Consider the following 15,035-nt stretch of genomic DNA (forward strand, 5'->3'; position numbering starts at 1 on the left):
CATCGCTGCTCGTCGGCTCGGATGCTGCCGCGGTGCTCATGCTTTGACCCTTCTGATCCACTGGTCGACCGACACGGCGAGAATGACGAGGATGCCGGTCGCCAGCACCTGGTAGTTCGGGTCGACCCCGGCGAGGGCGAGGCCGCTCTGGAACACCTGCACGATGAGGGCTCCGATCAGCGTGCCGACGACGAGGCCGCGACCTCCGAAGAGGCTCGTCCCGCCGATGACGACGGCGGTGATGCTGAGCAGGTTGTAGTTCAGGCCCGCGTTCGGGTCGGCGCCGCCGACTCGACCGCACACGATCCAGGCGGCGATCCCGACCGCGATCCCGGCCACCACGTAGGCGCTGAGCCGCACCCGCTTCGTGTCGATGCCGGCGAGGTCGGAGGCTTCCGCGTCGTCACCGGTGGCGTAGAGGTGCCGGCCCCAGGCGGTGTAGCTCAGGGCGAACCCGACGACCAGGTAGAGCAACAGCATCAGCAGCACACCCCACGTGACACTGACGCTGCCGATCGAGATCGTCTTGCCGGTGACCAGCAGGAAAGCGTCGGGGTCGAGCGTGACCGTCTGACCCTGGGCGTACAGCAACGAGATCGCGGTGAAGATCGAGAAGGTGCCCAACGTGACGATGAAGGGCGGCAGGTTGATCCGCGTGACGAGGATGCCGTTCAGCAGGCCCGTGAGGATCGCGACGACGATGCCGATCAGCAGGGCGATGAACCCGGGCACCCCCTGGTCGGCATTCAGCTTCGCCATCACCAGGGAGGCGAGCACCATGGCCATCCCGATCGACAGGTCGACGCCGGCTGTCAGGATGATCAGGGTCTGACCCACGGCCAGTGCGCCCACGACCGCCATCTGCTGCACCATCAGCGACAGCGCCTCGGGTCGCAGGAAGTTGTCGGCGACGATGCCGAAGACGATCACGGCCAGCACCAGCACGAGCAACGGGCTGAGGGCCGGGTTGCGGTGCAGGATGTGCTGCACGCGTTCGATCGGCGTGTGCTTCCGGCTGGCCAGCTGGTCAGCAGATGACGGGCTCTCCGTGGCGGTGGGGCTCATCGGAGGCTCCCTTCCTTCTTCACTTGGAGCCCCAGCACGTGGCCAGGGCCTCATCGGGGGTCTGGCTCTTCAGACCCGACACGGGATTCTTCACCACGAGGGCGGTGCCGGTGTCGAGGAAGTCTTTGCCGGCGGTGGCGGCCGGCGCGCCCTGGCCCAGGGCCCGTTTGAGCGTGGCCTGCACGCCGAGCGCCGCCATCTTTCCGGGGTACTGGGTGGCATCGGCGGCGAAGACACCACTCTTGACGTCACCGATGCCCTGGCAGCTTCCGTCGATGGTGAAGACGGGTGCCTGCTTCGCCTTGCCGGCCGCCGTCAGCGCCGCGTAGGCACCCCGGCCGGCCGGTTCGTTGATGGTGTAGACCACGTTGATGTCGGGGTTGATCGACAGGCACCGCTCCATCGCCGTGCGGCCACCGTCGATGGCTCCCTGGGTGGGCAGGTGACAGACGATCTGGTAGTCGCCACCCGAGCCGCCCTTGTACTTGCCGGTCTTGGCCTCCTGGCCGTTGAGGTTGGGGTTGCCGGGGTCGATGCCCATCCCCTTGAGAAAGCCGTGGTCACGGTTGATGTCGACCGACACGACCTGGTCGTTGAACAGGTCGAGCATGGCGATGACGGCCTTCTTGCCCTTGAGGCTCGCCGCGGCGTACTGGCCGATCAGCTTCCCCGCCTGCTCGTTGTCGGTGGCGAAGGTGGTGTCGGCCGTGTTCTGCGGGTTGAGCGCGGTGTCGAGGGCCGCGACGAAGAGCCCTTCCGACTTCGCTTGGCGCAGAGCGGCGTTGACGGCGTCGCCGTTCGTCGTGATCAAGATGCCCTTGTCGCCGCGGGCGATCGCGGTGTAGATCGCGGTGATCTGGTTCTGGGTGTCACCGTCGACGGTGCCGGCGGCGACCGAGAGTCGGACGCCCAACTTGTCCGCCTCCGCCTGCGCGTCGTCCTTCATCGCCACGAAGTACGGGTTCGTCTGGGTCTTGAGGATCAACGAGACGCCGATGCGGTTGTCGGACGAGGCGCACCCGGCCACCACGCCACCGGTCAGCAGCGCGACTCCAGCAGCCAGAAGAGACCGACGAACGACCCTGCTCGCGGCGTGAGGTGTGACCCGACCGTGTCTGATACGAGCCTCCATGTGATCATGACGCCGACTTCAAGGTGTTTGTGACGCTATTGCCCCGCTTCCAACGGTGTCAATCAATTCAGGGTCTTCCAACGCCTCCGCAACCAGGTTGAGACAATGGCGTCATGGACTACGACGTCGAGACCGTTCGATCGCACTTCCCCTCCCTGCGGGCCGGGGTCGCCCACTTCGACGGGCCCGGCGGCTCCCAGACCCCGGATGCCGTTGCCGCCGCCATGGCGGGCACGCTGACCTCCTCGATCTCCAACCGTGGCACGGTGACCGAGTCGGAGCGCCGGGCCGACTCCGTCGTCAAGCAGGCCCGGGCCGCGATGGGTGACCTGTTGGCAGCCGACCCGGCTGGAGTGGTGTTCGGCCGGTCAGCCACCGAGCTGACCTTCCACCTCGCTCGCACCCTGTCTCGAGGATGGTCGACCGAAGACGAGGTCGTCGTCAGCCGCCTCGACCACGACGCCAACATCCGACCGTGGGTGATCGCGGCAGAAAGGGCGGGAGCGACGGTGCGCTGGGTCGAGTTCGACCCTGCCACAGGCGAGCTCGACCCTTCGGCCCTTGACGAGGTGGTCACCGACCACACCCGCCTGGTCGCCATCACCGGAGCCTCGAACCTCATCGGCACTCGACCCGAGCTGGCGGCCCTGGCGGAGATCGTGCACGAGGCGGGGGCACTGTTCTGGGTGGACGGCGTACACGCCAGCGCCCACGTGCTCACCGACCTCGAGGCGAGCGGAGCCGACTTCTGGGTGTGTTCGCCCTACAAGTTCCTCGGCCCACACCTGGGCGTGCTCGCCGCAGCGCCAGCCCTGCTCGAAGAGCTGCACCCCGACAAGCTGCTGCCCTCCTCGGATGCGGTTCCGGAGCGGTTCGAGCTCGGCACCCTTCCGTACGAGCTGCTCGCCGGCACGACGGCCGCCGTCGACTTCCTGGCCGGCCTCGCGGCATCCGAGGTGAATACCGCCACGCCGGAAGGTCGCCGGGCCCGTCTGGTGGCCTCTTTCGCGGCTCTCGAGCAGCACGAGGACGCCCTGCTGGAGCGGCTCGACGCCGAGCTGCGCTCCCTGCCAGGGGTGACCGTGCACAGCAACGCGAAGCGGCGAACCCCGACGCTGCTCTTCACCGCCGCAGGGCATGACCCGCAGGAGATCCGCGGCGGCCTCGCGCAGCTCGGAGTCAATGCGCCCGCGGGGCACTTCTACGCCTGGGAGTGCAGCCACCATCTGGGGTTGGGATCCACCGGTGGCGTGCGGGTGGGCCTGGCGCCCTACACGAACGACGACGACATCGAGCGCCTCGTCACAGGGCTCCGGTCGATCATGACCGGTTGAGCACAGCCCTTCCGCCTCGGCACTTGCTGCCCGGGCCGCTTGTGACGTGCCGACGTCGTTGACCCGGCCTCCCGCGAGGCAGGACAGTCGGAGTGCGGCTTCCGACGACATCGTGGGCCTCGACCGGAGGAGCCGAAACCCGCCGACCGCGGGCTTTCACCATCTCGCCGTTTCATGGAACCTGATTGCCGCACTGACGAGTTGGGAGTACCGACGGCCATGGCCCACCTGTTCTCGGTGATCATCTGTCGTTCGACCCGGGGCGCGCCAGCGTGAACCGACCGGTCATCGTGGAGCTGGATGCCTGCGTTCACCAGATCGGAACCCGCACGGTCGGGCCGGCCTCGTTCCGCGTCGGCCCAGGAGTCGTGCACGGTCTCGTCGGGCGGCAGGGCAGCGGCAAGACCACCCTGGTCAACCTGGTGACAGGACGGCTCAGACCGACGAGCGGCACCGTGCGCGTGTACGGCCGCCAGCCTCTGGCAGAGGGGGACGAACCCGAGACCGCCATCGGGTTCAGCCCGGACGAGGACCTCGTCGGCGCACTGTCGTCGACCGGCTACTGGAAGCTGCGCGCCACGGTTCTCGCCCGTCATGGCCGCGACGACAGGGAAGCCCTCGACCGTGCGGCCGGGCTCGCCGCCCGTCTCGCGGCGGCCTTGTCGACGCCACTCGGCCGCGGCAGCAGTGGCGGCGCACGACGTGCCGCGCAGGTGGTGGCGGCGCTGATGCACGCACCGCCCCTCATCGTTCTCGACGAGCCGGCGGCGGGGCTCGACCCCGTCTCGGCGGTCACGCTGGGGCAGATCCTCCGTGAGCACGCCGCCGCCGGGGCCGGCATCCTCGTCGCCACCCCCGACCTCGCTTGGGCCAGGCGGTTCACCCATACGGTCTCGGTCGTGAGCGCCGGCAGCGTTGCCGCAACACGTCCTTCGGCTCAGGCGCTCGGACCCACGCCGACGACCGTTGTGCACGATGGGTTCTGGGCCGCAGCCGAAGCCTTTGTGGATGAGCTCGACTCGCCCGAAGCAGATTCCGAGAGCCCTGCCGACTGACGTCCACCCCCCCACGACGCCGGTCATTCGGCCGCAGAACGTGCCGAGGGGCCACGCAACCGTGCGTGGCCCCTCGGTGGTGCCTCAGCTGCCGTCGCTCGTCACCAACACTCGATGCAGACCTTGTGCTTGCCGTTCGGTGTCGCCTCGGCCCCGGCCATTGGCGACACCAGCAGCCCCAGCAGTGCCAGCGAGACGACCGTCGTGAGTTTGCGCATTCGATTTCTCCCCTGTGCGTTGAGCCTGGTCCGGCTGCCCGGTGAGCGCCGGTGAGCACACCATCGCAGAGGGCCAACGGCGACAACAGAGGCAGAACCTGCCGTGGCAGCAAGTGCCTCTCCGGCCCTGTGTCGCCACGACCCACCCCCCAGCGCGGCGGGACTCGCTTGCTCGGCGAGAGGGTGCTCCAGCGACCGCGGGCTGTCGTTGCCTAGAGTGGCCACACCAGCCTTCTGTCGGGGGAGGACGATCGAACGCGTGCCCGGCGCCCGTTCTGGCGCTGCGACCACGCGGTTTCGGAAGGACAATCGGATGCCGGGGAGCACAGGCCCAGTCAGCCCGCACTGGGGTGTCGGCGCGCGACCTCTGCGCGCCACCGAGATCTCGCCCCACGAGCTGGCCGTCTATGAGCACGTTCTCTTCACCGACACCTGGTCGCTCGAGAGCGTCGGCGACGTCCTGGTCGCCAACGACGCGGATGACACCGGCGACGCGGGTGACACCGCAGAGACACGCGGAACTGACCGCGCTGCGGCCGTCCTGGCGTCCCTGGTCGAGCGCAACCTGCTGCGCCCCTCTCAGCAGGACGAGAGCCGGCTGGTGCCCTCGTCGCCCCTTGTGGGGCTGGGTCGGGTCGCGAGCGCGGCCGAGCAGGATCTGTTGGAGCGCACGCAGTACGCGCACCATCTGCGGATGCTGACCAGCTCGCTGATGGAACGCTTCGAGGAGCAGCGCTCGGCCCGTAGCGCCGAGGGCTACGAGGTGCTCAGTGGCCGTGATGCCACGGTTACCCGGGTGAGTGAGCTGTTGCGCGGTGCACGGTCGAGCGTCGACACCGTGGTGACGACCCCACCCAGCGAGCGAGCGCTCGAGCAGGCTCGGATCGGTGACCTGACCCTGCTCGAACGCGGGATCGCTGCGCGAGGCCTCTACCTCGAGAGCCATCGGCGGCAGTCGCCCCGGCTGCGGGACCACCTCACGTGGCTGTCGGGGCTCGGCGCCCAGGTTCGGGTCGCGGGGATGCTGCCAGTGCGGTTCATGCTGATCGACCGCGCGGTGGCGGTGGTGGCGGTGCGAGCCGATGACAGCTCGCCCGGGGCGGTCATCGTGCACACGGAGGGTCTGGTGCACCTGACGAGCGCCCTCTTCGAGATGGTCTGGGAGTCGGCGGTCGATGTCGCTGACCTCGACGTTCGGTCTCGGGGCCGGACCGGCGGCGGGCCATCCGGCAGTGCATCCAGAGCGGCATCCGGAGGGGCCTCCGGCGATGCCGCGGGCGGGTCAGATCGTGCGGCTGACCGTCCCTCGCAGAGCCCGGCGACGGAGGTGGTGCTGGGCGAGCTCGAGATCGCCGTGCTGCGCCTGATGGCCAAGGGCAACAAGGACCTCGCCGTCAGCCGTCGGACCGGGTTGTCGGTGCGGTCGGTGCGCCGCCTCGTCGCCACCCTCAGCGAGCAGGTGGGCGCCGAGAGTCGTTTCGAGCTGGCGTTGCGCTGCCGCGAACGGGGCCTCATCTGAACGGTCTCGGCCACAATCGGCGTGAACCCGACGGGGTTCTCGCGATTCTGTTCTGATGGAAGGCATGAGCCCACGCCCGAAGCCCGAGCCCGCACCCCCCGGCAAGGAGTCGGTGTGGGACTACCCGCGCCCGCCCGCCGTCGAGCCAACGAGCGAGCTCGTCGAGGTGCGCCTCGGCGGAGTGCTCGTGGTGAGCACGCGTGGCGCCCTGCGCGTGCTCGAGACGAGCCACCCGCCGACGTACTACCTGCCCGAGGCTGACTTCGCCCCGGGGGTGCTTCGGCCGACGGAGGGCTCGACGGTCTGCGAGTGGAAGGGCCGAGCAGACTACTTCGATGTGGTGGCCGGAGCCGCGACGGCCAAGCGCGCCGGCTGGCACTACCCCGACCCGGTGCCTGGCTACGAGCTTCTTCGCGGCCACGTGGCCCTGATGCCGGGCCAGATGGGCTCGTGCCAGGTCGACGGCGAGGCGGTGCGGGCTCAGGAGGGCGGCTTCTACGGCGGCTGGATCACCGACCGGGTCGTCGGCCCGTTCAAGGGCAGTCCCGGCAGCTGGGGCTGGTGACCGCTGCACGCGACGGGCACCATGGTCACCGAAGTGGTTCCGGCGAGAAGGGCAAACCATGCGGCTGACGATAATCGGTACCGGCGCGATCGGCGGCTACTTCGGCGGCCGCCTGGCGGCATCCGGACACGACGTGACGTTCGTGGCCCGGGGTGAGCACCTCGCCGCGCTACGTCGCGACGGGCTCCGGGTCGAGAGCCATCTCGGTGACGTGGTGCTCGACCACGTGACTGCGACCGACGACGCCTCGGGCATCGGCCCGGTCGATGTGGTGCTGGTGGCGGTCAAGACGTGGCAGCTCGCCGACGTGCTGCCGATGCTGCCCTCGTTGGTGGGCGAGCACACGGCCGTCGTCACGACGCAGAACGGGGTGGAGGCTCCCGACCGGGTCGCGGGGGTCGTGGGCCGCGAGGCTGTGCTGCCGGGGGTCGCGAAGATCATCGCCTGGGTCGAAGGGCCGGGGCGCATCGCCCACCGGGCCGGGGCGGCGACCCTCGCCTTCGCGGAGTGGAACGATGACCCGAGCGAGCGGGTCGCGACACTGCGGGCGGCGCTGGGCGACGCCTCCGTGGAATCGCCTGTGCCGCAGAACATCTGGGTCGAGCTGTGGTCAAAGATGCTGTTCGTGGTGCCGTTCGGTGAGCTCGGTGCCGCGCTCGACCTGCCCATCGGTGAGCTGCGCTCGGGCGAGAACACGCGCCTGCTGCTCGAGTGGGCGATGGGTGAGATCGACGGTGTGGCCCGGGCGTCGGGAGTCGCCCTACCCGACTCGGTCGTCGACGACACGATGGCCTTCGTCGACGCCATGCCGGCCGAGGCCACATCGTCGCTGCAGCGCGACCTACTGGGAGGCCGTCCGTCCGAGCTCGACGCATGGACCGGTGATGTCGTGCGGCTCGGCACCGCCCTCGGCGTCGACGTGCAGCTGCACCGGCTGCTCTACGAGGTGCTCAGACGGCGGCATCCGAACGCGTTGCCCTGAGCTCGCGGAGGGCGGCGACAGCGGCATCCGCGTCGGCCGTGATGAGGCTCATGTTGACCATCGCCGCGACCCTCGCCCCCGAGGCGGCCGCCGTGATGACCTGCGCTACGGGATCGGTGACGTTGCCGACGGCCCACACCCCGGCGACCTCGGTCGCGCCCATGGCGTCGGTCGGCAGGTGGGTGCCCATGCTGACGCCCATCATGTCCCACGACCGCGCCACCAGACCGAGGCCTTCGAGGCCGTCGAGACGCGCGGAGACCGGGGCGCCGACCACGACCGCACTGACGGCCACGGTCGACCCGTCATCGGCGTGGATGCCGTTGAGCCGGGTGCCGTCGCCCGCCACCGCCACGGCGCGGGCGGTCACTACGGTGACACCCAGGGCCTCGAGCTGTTCGCGTTGCGCGTTGTCGAGCGGCGCGTCGTGCTCGACGTAGGTTAGGTGGTCGGTCCACTGGCTCCACATCAGCGCCTGAAGCGCCGACGCGGGGCCGACACCGATGACGGCGACACGTCGGCCGCGCACCTCGTAGCCGTGGCAGTAGGGGCAGTGCAGCACTCCGGTGCCCCAGTGCTCGGCCAAACCGTCGATCTCGGGCAGCTCGTCACGCAGGCCGGTCGCGACGACGAGTCGCCGAGCCGACACGTCGCCCCCGGCAGCGAGCGTCACGACGAAACCGTCGCCCTCGGCGCGCGCCGACGACACCTCGTCACTCACGACCGCGTTGCCGTACTTCTCCACATCGGCCCGGCCGAGGCGCAGCAGCTCGAGCGGCGCCACCCCGTCGCGGGTCAGGTAGTTGTGCGCCTCGGCGGCGGGGGCGTTGCGCGGCTGGCCGCTGTCAACGACGAGCACGCTTCGCAGGGCGCGGCCGAGGGTCAGCGCGGTGCTCAGGCCGCCGGCCCCGCCGCCGATGACGACCACGTCGTAGCTCGAAGTGGATGCCGCTGGGCGGGGGTCTTGGTGGAGGGTGGGGTCGGGGTGGTGGGAGGTCATCTCGTGTTCCTTCGTTCTGGGGCGCCTCGTTCTCGGGCGGCTCGTGGTGGCGTTGGTCGCTGCCGTGCATCGTCACCCCGCTGAAGCGCTTCTGGCAAGAAGTGTTGCCGAAACAGCGAACACACCCGAGGATGGCGGGATGCACGAGAACCAGGCCGGGCGAGCCTCCGAGACCGCCGTCGGCGTCCCCGTCGGCACCCCTGTCAGCACCCCTGTCAGTACTGCTGAAACCCTTGCTGCGGTAGGTCCGCGCCTGCGGGCGCTGCGTCAGAAACGCGGGGTGACCCTGGCCGACCTCGCCGAGGCGACCGGCATCTCGGTCAGCACGCTCTCGCGTCTCGAGTCGGGGCAGCGGCGAGCGACCCTGCAGCTGTTGCTTCCTCTGGCCCAGGCCCACCGGGTTCCTCTCGACGACCTCGTGGGCGCGCCCCCGACGGGCGATCCGCGGATGCACCTCAAGCCGGTGGAACGTCACGGTCGCACCTACGTTCCCCTCACCCAGATGCCGGGTCCGCTCCAGGCCTTCAAGCTCGTCATTCGTCCTGGGCAGAGCCGAGCCGAGCCGAACCCTCGGGCCCACGAGGGGTTCGAGTGGCTCTATGTGCTGAGCGGTCGGCTGCGGCTCGTGCTGGGCGAGCACGACGTCGTGATGGGCAGCGGCGAGGCGGCCGAGTTCGACACCAGGGTGCCGCACTGGTTCGCCTGTGCCGACGACCGCCCGGTCGAATGCCTCTGCCTCTTCGGCAAGCAGGGTGAGCGGGTACACCTCACTGCTCGGCCCCGGCGCTGACAGCAGGCACGAGGGCCACCTGAAGCATCGGAACATCGGCCCGGCCTGGCTGGCAGTGGGTCAGCGACATACCCGGATCCGACGGGAGTCGAAGCGCTCAGCACGACATGCAGGTGCGCCTCCACGGCCCTTACCGTGATTGCTCTTGCCGGTGCTGACCTGGCGCTGCAGGCTGTAGCCACCCCGTCCGACCGGAGGCATCCATGGGCAAGCTGATCTACGCGGCCAACACCTCGCTCGACGGCTACGTCGAGGACAAGAGCGGCGCCTTCGACTGGTCCGTGCCCGACGAAGAGGTGCACGCGTTCTGGAACGAGCACGAGCGACGCATCGGCACCTCGCTCTACGGCCGCCGCATGTACGACACGATGCGCGTCTGGGAGAACGACGACTGGTTGACGAACGAGCCGGCGGTCGTTCGCGACTACGCCGAGGTCTGGCGCGACGCCGACAAGGTCGTCTACTCCTCGACGCTCGAACGGGTGTCGACGGCGCGCACGAGGATCGAGCGGCAGTTCGAGCCCGAGACGGTGCGACGGCTCAAGGAGGCGTCCAGCTCCGACCTGAGCATCGGCGGCGCGACCCTCGCCGCGCAGGCGTTTCGGCACGGGTTGGTCGACGAGTGCGTGCTGCTCCTGAGCCCAGTGCTCGTGGGCGGCGGCAAGCCGGCGCTGCCCAGCAGCGTACGACTCGACCTCGAGCTGCTGGACCATCGAAGGTTCGGCAATGGCGTGATCTACGTGCGCCACTCGATACGAAACGTACCTTCCTGAGCGGCACGCGACGCCACGCGACGCCTTCCTCCGGCCGTAGCGGGGGCCGCCGGTTGACCTCGCTCCGCTGAATCCAATAATCTCCATTCAGATCCAATATTCTCCAACAAATCTGGGCGGTAGGGGTGGCGGTGGGCCGGGAGCTGTTGGCAGGGCTCGATGTGGGCACGACCTCGTCCAAGGCCCTGCTCATGACCGCCGATGGCCAGGAGGTTGCGGTCGGGCGGGCACCGACGAGGTGGACCACCACCGAGCTCGGCGCCGAGACGTCGGCGGCGGCGATCCGCGACGGGGCTCGGCGGGCTCTCGCGGATGCCGTTGCGGCAGTGCCCGGTGACCGGGTCGTCGGGCTGGGGGTGACCTCCATGGCGGAGTCGGGGGTTCTCGTCGGAGCCGATGATGCGCCGGTGGCGCCGGTCATCGCCTGGCATGACCATCGCGACGCCGAGCAGCTGCGCGACCTGGTGAAGCAGCTGGGTGGTGAGCAGTTCTCGATACGAACCGGGCTGCCGTTGTGGACGCAGTGGAGCCTGACCAAGCATCGCTGGCTCGTCGACCACGTCCCCGGGGCGCGGGGTGCGGTGCGGCGCTACAACATCGCCGAGTGGGTGGCCCGCAGCCTGGGGGCACGACCGGTCACCGAGCTGTCCCTCGCTTCGCGCACGGGCTGGCTCGACCTCGCCACCGCCCGCCCGTGGGCTGAGTCGATGGCGTGGTCCGGAGCGCCGGAGCGCCTTCTCGGCGAGCTCGTCAGGGCAGGCACTGCGGTGGGCACCGCCGTCTGCCACGGCAACCTCGCCGCGGTCAACGGCGCCACGCTGACCATCGCGGGCCATGACCACCAAGCAGCCGTGGTCGGCGTGGGCAGCACCGGCGCCGGTGACGAGCTCGACTCGTGCGGCACTGCCGAGGCCTTCGTGCGTACCGTCGAGGCGGGGCTGGGCCCCGACGCGATCGCGGTGCTGACGAGGGCGGGCGTCACGGTGGGGTGGCACGTCATCGACAACCGCTGGAGCCTGCTGGGGGCGACCCAGGGCGGTCTCATCCTCGGCCGAGTTCTCTCGCATCTCGGCGTCGACCGCGCCGGCCTGGCCACTCTCGATGCTGCCGCCCTGTCTGCAACCGACGACCCGGCGTCTCTGCAGGTCGCCGACGACGCCGACGTGGTGATCGCGCCGGGCGCCGACCCGGGTCAGGTGTGGCGGGCCGCCACCGTGCTGGTCACCGCCCAGGCGAGGCGGCTGAGCGACACCCTCGACCGCGCGTCCGGCCCACGACGCGAGCTCGTCGTGGCGGGTGGATGGACCAACAGCGCCATGCTGATGGCCGCCAAGGCTGCGGCGTTCGGCCCGCTGCGAACGGCAGTCACCAACGAGGCAGGTGCACGTGGCGCAGCGTTGCTCGCCGGTCTCGCCGGCGGCGTCTACTCCTCGTACGCCGACCTGCCGAACCACGCCCGACCGGACGGGCCGGCGGCCACGCCCCAGCCTGCCGACGCCAGCCACGCCAGCCACGCCACCGTGAGCGGCAGCCGGTCATGATCGTCACCCTGACCCTCAACCCCAGCCTCGACCTGACCTACCTCCTCGCCGAGACCGCGGTCGGGCAGGTCGAGGTGCACCGGGCCACGACGGCGACGATCGAGGCCAGCGGAAAGGGCGTGAACGTCTCGCGCGCCCTGCACGCCAACGGCCGGCGCACCGTCGCCGTCCTCCCGCTCGGTGGCACCACCGGGCACCACCTCGCCGAGCTGCTGGGCACCGACGGCGTCCCGTTCCGCAGCACCACGCAGCGGTCAGACACCCGCATCAACACCACGCTCGCTGTCGACGGCGGTCACACGGCGAAGGTGAACGGTCCGGGCGGGCACCTGACGGATGCCGACCTGGCCGCCCTGAAGCGAGAGGTGGATGCCGCACTGCGCGACGCGGCCACTGCCGACAGTGACCAGGGCGCCCCCGGTGCCGGCGGTGACCAGGGCGCCCCCGGTGCCGGCGGTGACCAGGGCGCCCCCGGTGCCGACAGTGACCAGGGCGCCCCCGGTGCCGGCGGTGACCAGGGCGCCCCCGGTGCCGGCGGTGACCAGGGCGCCCCCGGTGCCGGCGGTGACCAAGAGCTGTGGTTGGCGGTCTGCGGATCCCTTCCGCCCGGAGTCGACCCGGCCGTGGTCGGCGAGTTCGTGACGCTCGCGCACGCTCGCGGCGCCCGCTGCGCCATCGACGCCTCCGGGCCCGCCCTCGCCGCCGCGATCTCGGCCGGGGCCGACCTGCTCGCCCCGAACCGGCTCGAGCTGGCAGAGGTCGCTGTGGCGGCGACCGCCGCCCAGACCGTCCATGACCTGGCCTCGGTCGCTCTCGACGTCGCTGCGGCCACCGGCGCAGCGCTCCTGGTCAGCCTCGGCAAGGACGGTGCGCTCTTCACCGACGGCACCGTGGTCATCCACGGCCACGGCCCGGCGCTCACCCCGGTCAACACGGCCGGGGCCGGTGACGCGCTCCTGGCCGGTTGGCTGGCCGGGGCCTCGGCTCCAGCCGACCGGATGCAGCGCGCGATCCGCTGGGGACGGGCAGCCTGCCTGTCGTCGACCACGGTCGCCGGCCCCGTTTCCGACCTGCCCCACCCGTCAGCCCTGTCCGACCCCGCCGACCGCTTCACCACGGTGGAGATCGACACCATCCGCCCCCATCCCGCCGGAGGGAACAGAGCATGAGCACCAACCGTCGTGTCGTCGTCACTGCCGTCGAAGCCATGGAGCTGCGGGAGGAACCCACGCCAGAGCCTGCGCCGGGTGAGGTCCGGGTCCGCACCACCTACATCGGGGTGTGTGGCTCCGACACCCACGCGTACCACGGTCGTCACCCGTTCATCCCGATCCCCTACCTACCCGGGCACGAGGCCACCGGGGTCGTCGAGGCGCTCGGCGACGGCGTCCACGGGGTCGAGATCGGTGCGCGGGTCGTCGTCGAACCCACCCTGCCCTGCTGGGAGTGCAAGCCCTGCCGCAACGGCCACGAGAACCTGTGCGAGAACCTGCAGTTCTTCGGATGCGGCTACCCGCAGGGCGGGATGGCCGACGCGTTCGTCATCCGCGCCGACCGGCTGCACGGCATCCCCGACAACCTCAGCGACCTCGACGCGGCACTCATCGAGCCCCTCTCGACCCCCGTGCACGCCGCACGCCTCAGCGGACCCCTGAACGGGCGAACCGTCGCGATCCTCGGGGCCGGCACCATCGGGCTGCTCATGCTCGCGGTCGCCCGCTGGTCGGGGGCAGCCAGGGTCGTCGTCACCGACCGCCTCCCGGCCAAGCGCGAGGCGGCGCTGCGACTCGGCGCCGACGCCGTGGTCGACGCGGCCGCGCCAGAGGTGGCCGCCCGGGTTCGGGCCGCCCTGGGTGAAAGCGCCGACGTGGTGTTCGACTGCGTTGCCGTCAAGGCCACCACGTTGGCCGCCATCGAGATGGCCCTGAAGGGCGGCACCGTCGTCATCGTCGGCGTACCGGCCACCGACTTCGAGCTGCCGGTGCGCATCATCCAAGACCAGCAGATCCGCATCCAGGGCAGCGCGACCTACGTGCCGCAGGACTACGCCACCGCGATCGAGATGATCCAGGCCGGAGCCGTGTGCTCTGACGACTACATCACCGGTGAGTACCCCCTCGAGCAGGCAGCGCAGGCGTTCGACGCCTCGACGAGCGGCGAGCACATCAAGGTGCTGATCCGCCCGTGAGTCCCGCCGACCCCGCGTCCGGTGAACGAGAGCGGCGGCCGGTTCCCGGCCGACACGCCGCCATCCTCGCCGCCCTGCGAACCCGCGGGCAGATCAAGGCCGTCCGCCTGGCCGACGAGCTCGGCGTCACGCACGAGACCATCCGCAAAGATCTGCTCACCCTCGAGTCGCACGGTCTGTTGCGGCGCGTCCACGGCGGCGCTGTGCCCGTCGAGACCCTCACCTACGAGCCCCGCATCTCGGCGCGGACGTCCATGACCGCAGAGAAGCAGCGGATCGCGGCCGCCGCCACCCACCTCCTCCCACCGGCCGGCGCCGTGCTCATCGACTCCGGAACCACAACCGCCGCACTCGTCGCCACCATCCCGGCCGGCTCGACCCTCGTCGCGGTCACCAACGCCCTCCCCATCGCCCTGGCTCTCCTGGCCCACCCGCAGCTCACGGTCCACCTGCTCGGTGGGCGGGTTCGCCGCACGACGATGGCCTCAGTGGATACGTGGGCCTTGCGCGAGCTCAGAGAGATCCGGGCTGACGTCGCCTTCGTCGGCACCAACGCGTTCTCACTCACCCACGGGCTCAGCACCCCCGACTCGGCCGAAGCCGCCGTGAAGGCCGCGATGATCGAGTCGGCCCGGCTCACCGTGCTGCTCGCCGACCACACGAAGTTCGGGCGCGAGTCCGTCTTCAGGTACGCCGACCTCGACGCCATCGACGTCCTGGTCACCGACGAGGGCCTGCGCCCCAGCGACGCCGCAGCAATGAGGTCCGAGGCAGGCATCGAGGTCCTCCGCGTCTAGCGGAGCTAGACCCACTCAACCTGACCTACCTAGCGTGACCTGCCCGGCGTGGCCCCAGGCTGGCCTGCCCGATTGG

The 15,035-nt window shown here is 70.3% G+C and carries 14 protein-coding genes; 11 read left to right on the top strand and 3 right to left on the bottom strand.

The window, feature by feature from the left end:
* Nucleotides 1-36 precede the first annotated feature (36 nt).
* Nucleotides 37-1,065, bottom strand: a complete 1,029-nt coding sequence (locus BA895_RS07970) for an ABC transporter permease (protein WP_070191337.1) — start codon at nt 1,063-1,065, stop codon at nt 37-39.
* 19 nt (nt 1,066-1,084) lie between these two features.
* On the bottom strand, nt 1,085-2,197 hold the full coding sequence (locus BA895_RS07975) for a substrate-binding domain-containing protein (protein WP_070191338.1): 1,113 nt from the start codon (nt 2,195-2,197) through the stop codon (nt 1,085-1,087).
* 113 nt (nt 2,198-2,310) lie between these two features.
* Between BA895_RS07975 and BA895_RS07980 the strand changes: the two genes are divergently transcribed.
* The 5 genes from BA895_RS07980 (at nt 2,311) to BA895_RS08000 (ending at nt 7,870) form a co-directional block, all read left to right on the top strand.
* Nucleotides 2,311-3,531, top strand: coding sequence for a cysteine desulfurase-like protein (locus BA895_RS07980; RefSeq protein WP_070191339.1), 1,221 nt, complete (start codon nt 2,311-2,313; stop codon nt 3,529-3,531).
* A 272-nt stretch (nt 3,532-3,803) separates the two neighbouring features.
* Nucleotides 3,804-4,586 (top strand): ATP-binding cassette domain-containing protein, encoded by a 783-nt coding sequence (locus BA895_RS07985; RefSeq protein WP_070191340.1) that lies wholly within the window; start codon nt 3,804-3,806, stop codon nt 4,584-4,586.
* 531 nt (nt 4,587-5,117) lie between these two features.
* A complete protein-coding gene (locus tag BA895_RS07990) occupies nt 5,118-6,323 on the top strand; it encodes a response regulator transcription factor (RefSeq protein WP_070191341.1) in 1,206 nt (401 codons plus the stop codon).
* 64 nt (nt 6,324-6,387) lie between these two features.
* Nucleotides 6,388-6,888: a DUF427 domain-containing protein gene (locus BA895_RS07995; RefSeq protein ID WP_070191398.1), complete on the top strand. Its 501-nt coding sequence runs from the start codon at nt 6,388-6,390 to the stop codon at nt 6,886-6,888.
* Nucleotides 6,889-6,946: 58 nt separating this feature from the next.
* Entirely contained in the window at nt 6,947-7,870 is a 924-nt protein-coding gene (locus BA895_RS08000) for a 2-dehydropantoate 2-reductase (RefSeq protein ID WP_070191342.1), read from the top strand.
* Here BA895_RS08000 and BA895_RS08005 read toward each other — a convergent pair.
* Nucleotides 7,839-8,870, bottom strand: coding sequence for an NAD(P)/FAD-dependent oxidoreductase (locus tag BA895_RS08005; RefSeq protein WP_083283112.1), 1,032 nt, complete (start codon nt 8,868-8,870; stop codon nt 7,839-7,841). The genes BA895_RS08000 and BA895_RS08005 overlap by 32 nt on opposite strands.
* 139 nt (nt 8,871-9,009) lie before the next feature.
* Between BA895_RS08005 and BA895_RS08010 the strand changes: the two genes are divergently transcribed.
* From BA895_RS08010 to BA895_RS08035, 6 genes are all read left to right on the top strand, one after another.
* Entirely contained in the window at nt 9,010-9,660 is a 651-nt protein-coding gene (locus BA895_RS08010) for a helix-turn-helix domain-containing protein (RefSeq protein ID WP_083283113.1), read from the top strand.
* A gap of 203 nt (nt 9,661-9,863) precedes the next feature.
* Nucleotides 9,864-10,433, top strand: coding sequence for a dihydrofolate reductase family protein (locus BA895_RS08015; protein WP_070191343.1), 570 nt, complete (start codon nt 9,864-9,866; stop codon nt 10,431-10,433).
* A gap of 131 nt (nt 10,434-10,564) precedes the next feature.
* Nucleotides 10,565-11,974, top strand: a complete 1,410-nt coding sequence (locus tag BA895_RS24390; RefSeq protein WP_139142558.1) for an L-fuculokinase — start codon at nt 10,565-10,567, stop codon at nt 11,972-11,974.
* Nucleotides 11,971-13,143, top strand: a complete 1,173-nt coding sequence (locus BA895_RS24785; RefSeq protein WP_070191345.1) for a PfkB family carbohydrate kinase — start codon at nt 11,971-11,973, stop codon at nt 13,141-13,143. Before BA895_RS24390 ends, BA895_RS24785 begins: the two co-directional genes overlap by 4 nt.
* On the top strand, nt 13,140-14,162 hold the full coding sequence (locus BA895_RS08030) for a zinc-binding dehydrogenase (RefSeq protein ID WP_070191346.1): 1,023 nt from the start codon (nt 13,140-13,142) through the stop codon (nt 14,160-14,162). The genes BA895_RS24785 and BA895_RS08030 overlap by 4 nt, the downstream gene beginning before the upstream one ends.
* Entirely contained in the window at nt 14,159-14,959 is an 801-nt protein-coding gene (locus BA895_RS08035; protein ID WP_175442279.1) for a DeoR/GlpR family DNA-binding transcription regulator, read from the top strand. The genes BA895_RS08030 and BA895_RS08035 overlap by 4 nt, the downstream gene beginning before the upstream one ends.
* Nucleotides 14,960-15,035: the final 76 nt, after the last annotated feature.

This window comes from Humibacillus sp. DSM 29435 (assembly GCF_001758225.1).
Taxonomy (GTDB): domain Bacteria; phylum Actinomycetota; class Actinomycetes; order Actinomycetales; family Dermatophilaceae; genus DSM-29435.

Bases quoted from the DNA above. Each gene is read 5' to 3' on its own strand.
- BA895_RS07970 (WP_070191337.1), bottom strand. From the start codon at position 1,065: ATGAGCCCCACCGCCACGGAGAGCCCGTCATCTGCTGACCAGCTGGCC.
- BA895_RS07975 (WP_070191338.1), bottom strand. From the start codon at position 2,197: ATGGAGGCTCGTATCAGACACGGTCGGGTCACACCTCACGCCGCGAGC.
- BA895_RS07980 (WP_070191339.1), top strand. From the start codon at position 2,311: ATGGACTACGACGTCGAGACCGTTCGATCGCACTTCCCCTCCCTGCGG.
- BA895_RS07990 (WP_070191341.1), top strand. From the start codon at position 5,118: ATGCCGGGGAGCACAGGCCCAGTCAGCCCGCACTGGGGTGTCGGCGCG.
- BA895_RS07995 (WP_070191398.1), top strand. From the start codon at position 6,388: ATGAGCCCACGCCCGAAGCCCGAGCCCGCACCCCCCGGCAAGGAGTCG.
- BA895_RS08000 (WP_070191342.1), top strand. From the start codon at position 6,947: ATGCGGCTGACGATAATCGGTACCGGCGCGATCGGCGGCTACTTCGGC.
- BA895_RS08005 (WP_083283112.1), bottom strand. From the start codon at position 8,870: ATGACCTCCCACCACCCCGACCCCACCCTCCACCAAGACCCCCGCCCA.
- BA895_RS08010 (WP_083283113.1), top strand. From the start codon at position 9,010: ATGCACGAGAACCAGGCCGGGCGAGCCTCCGAGACCGCCGTCGGCGTC.
- BA895_RS08015 (WP_070191343.1), top strand. From the start codon at position 9,864: ATGGGCAAGCTGATCTACGCGGCCAACACCTCGCTCGACGGCTACGTC.
- BA895_RS24785 (WP_070191345.1), top strand. From the start codon at position 11,971: ATGATCGTCACCCTGACCCTCAACCCCAGCCTCGACCTGACCTACCTC.
- BA895_RS08030 (WP_070191346.1), top strand. From the start codon at position 13,140: ATGAGCACCAACCGTCGTGTCGTCGTCACTGCCGTCGAAGCCATGGAG.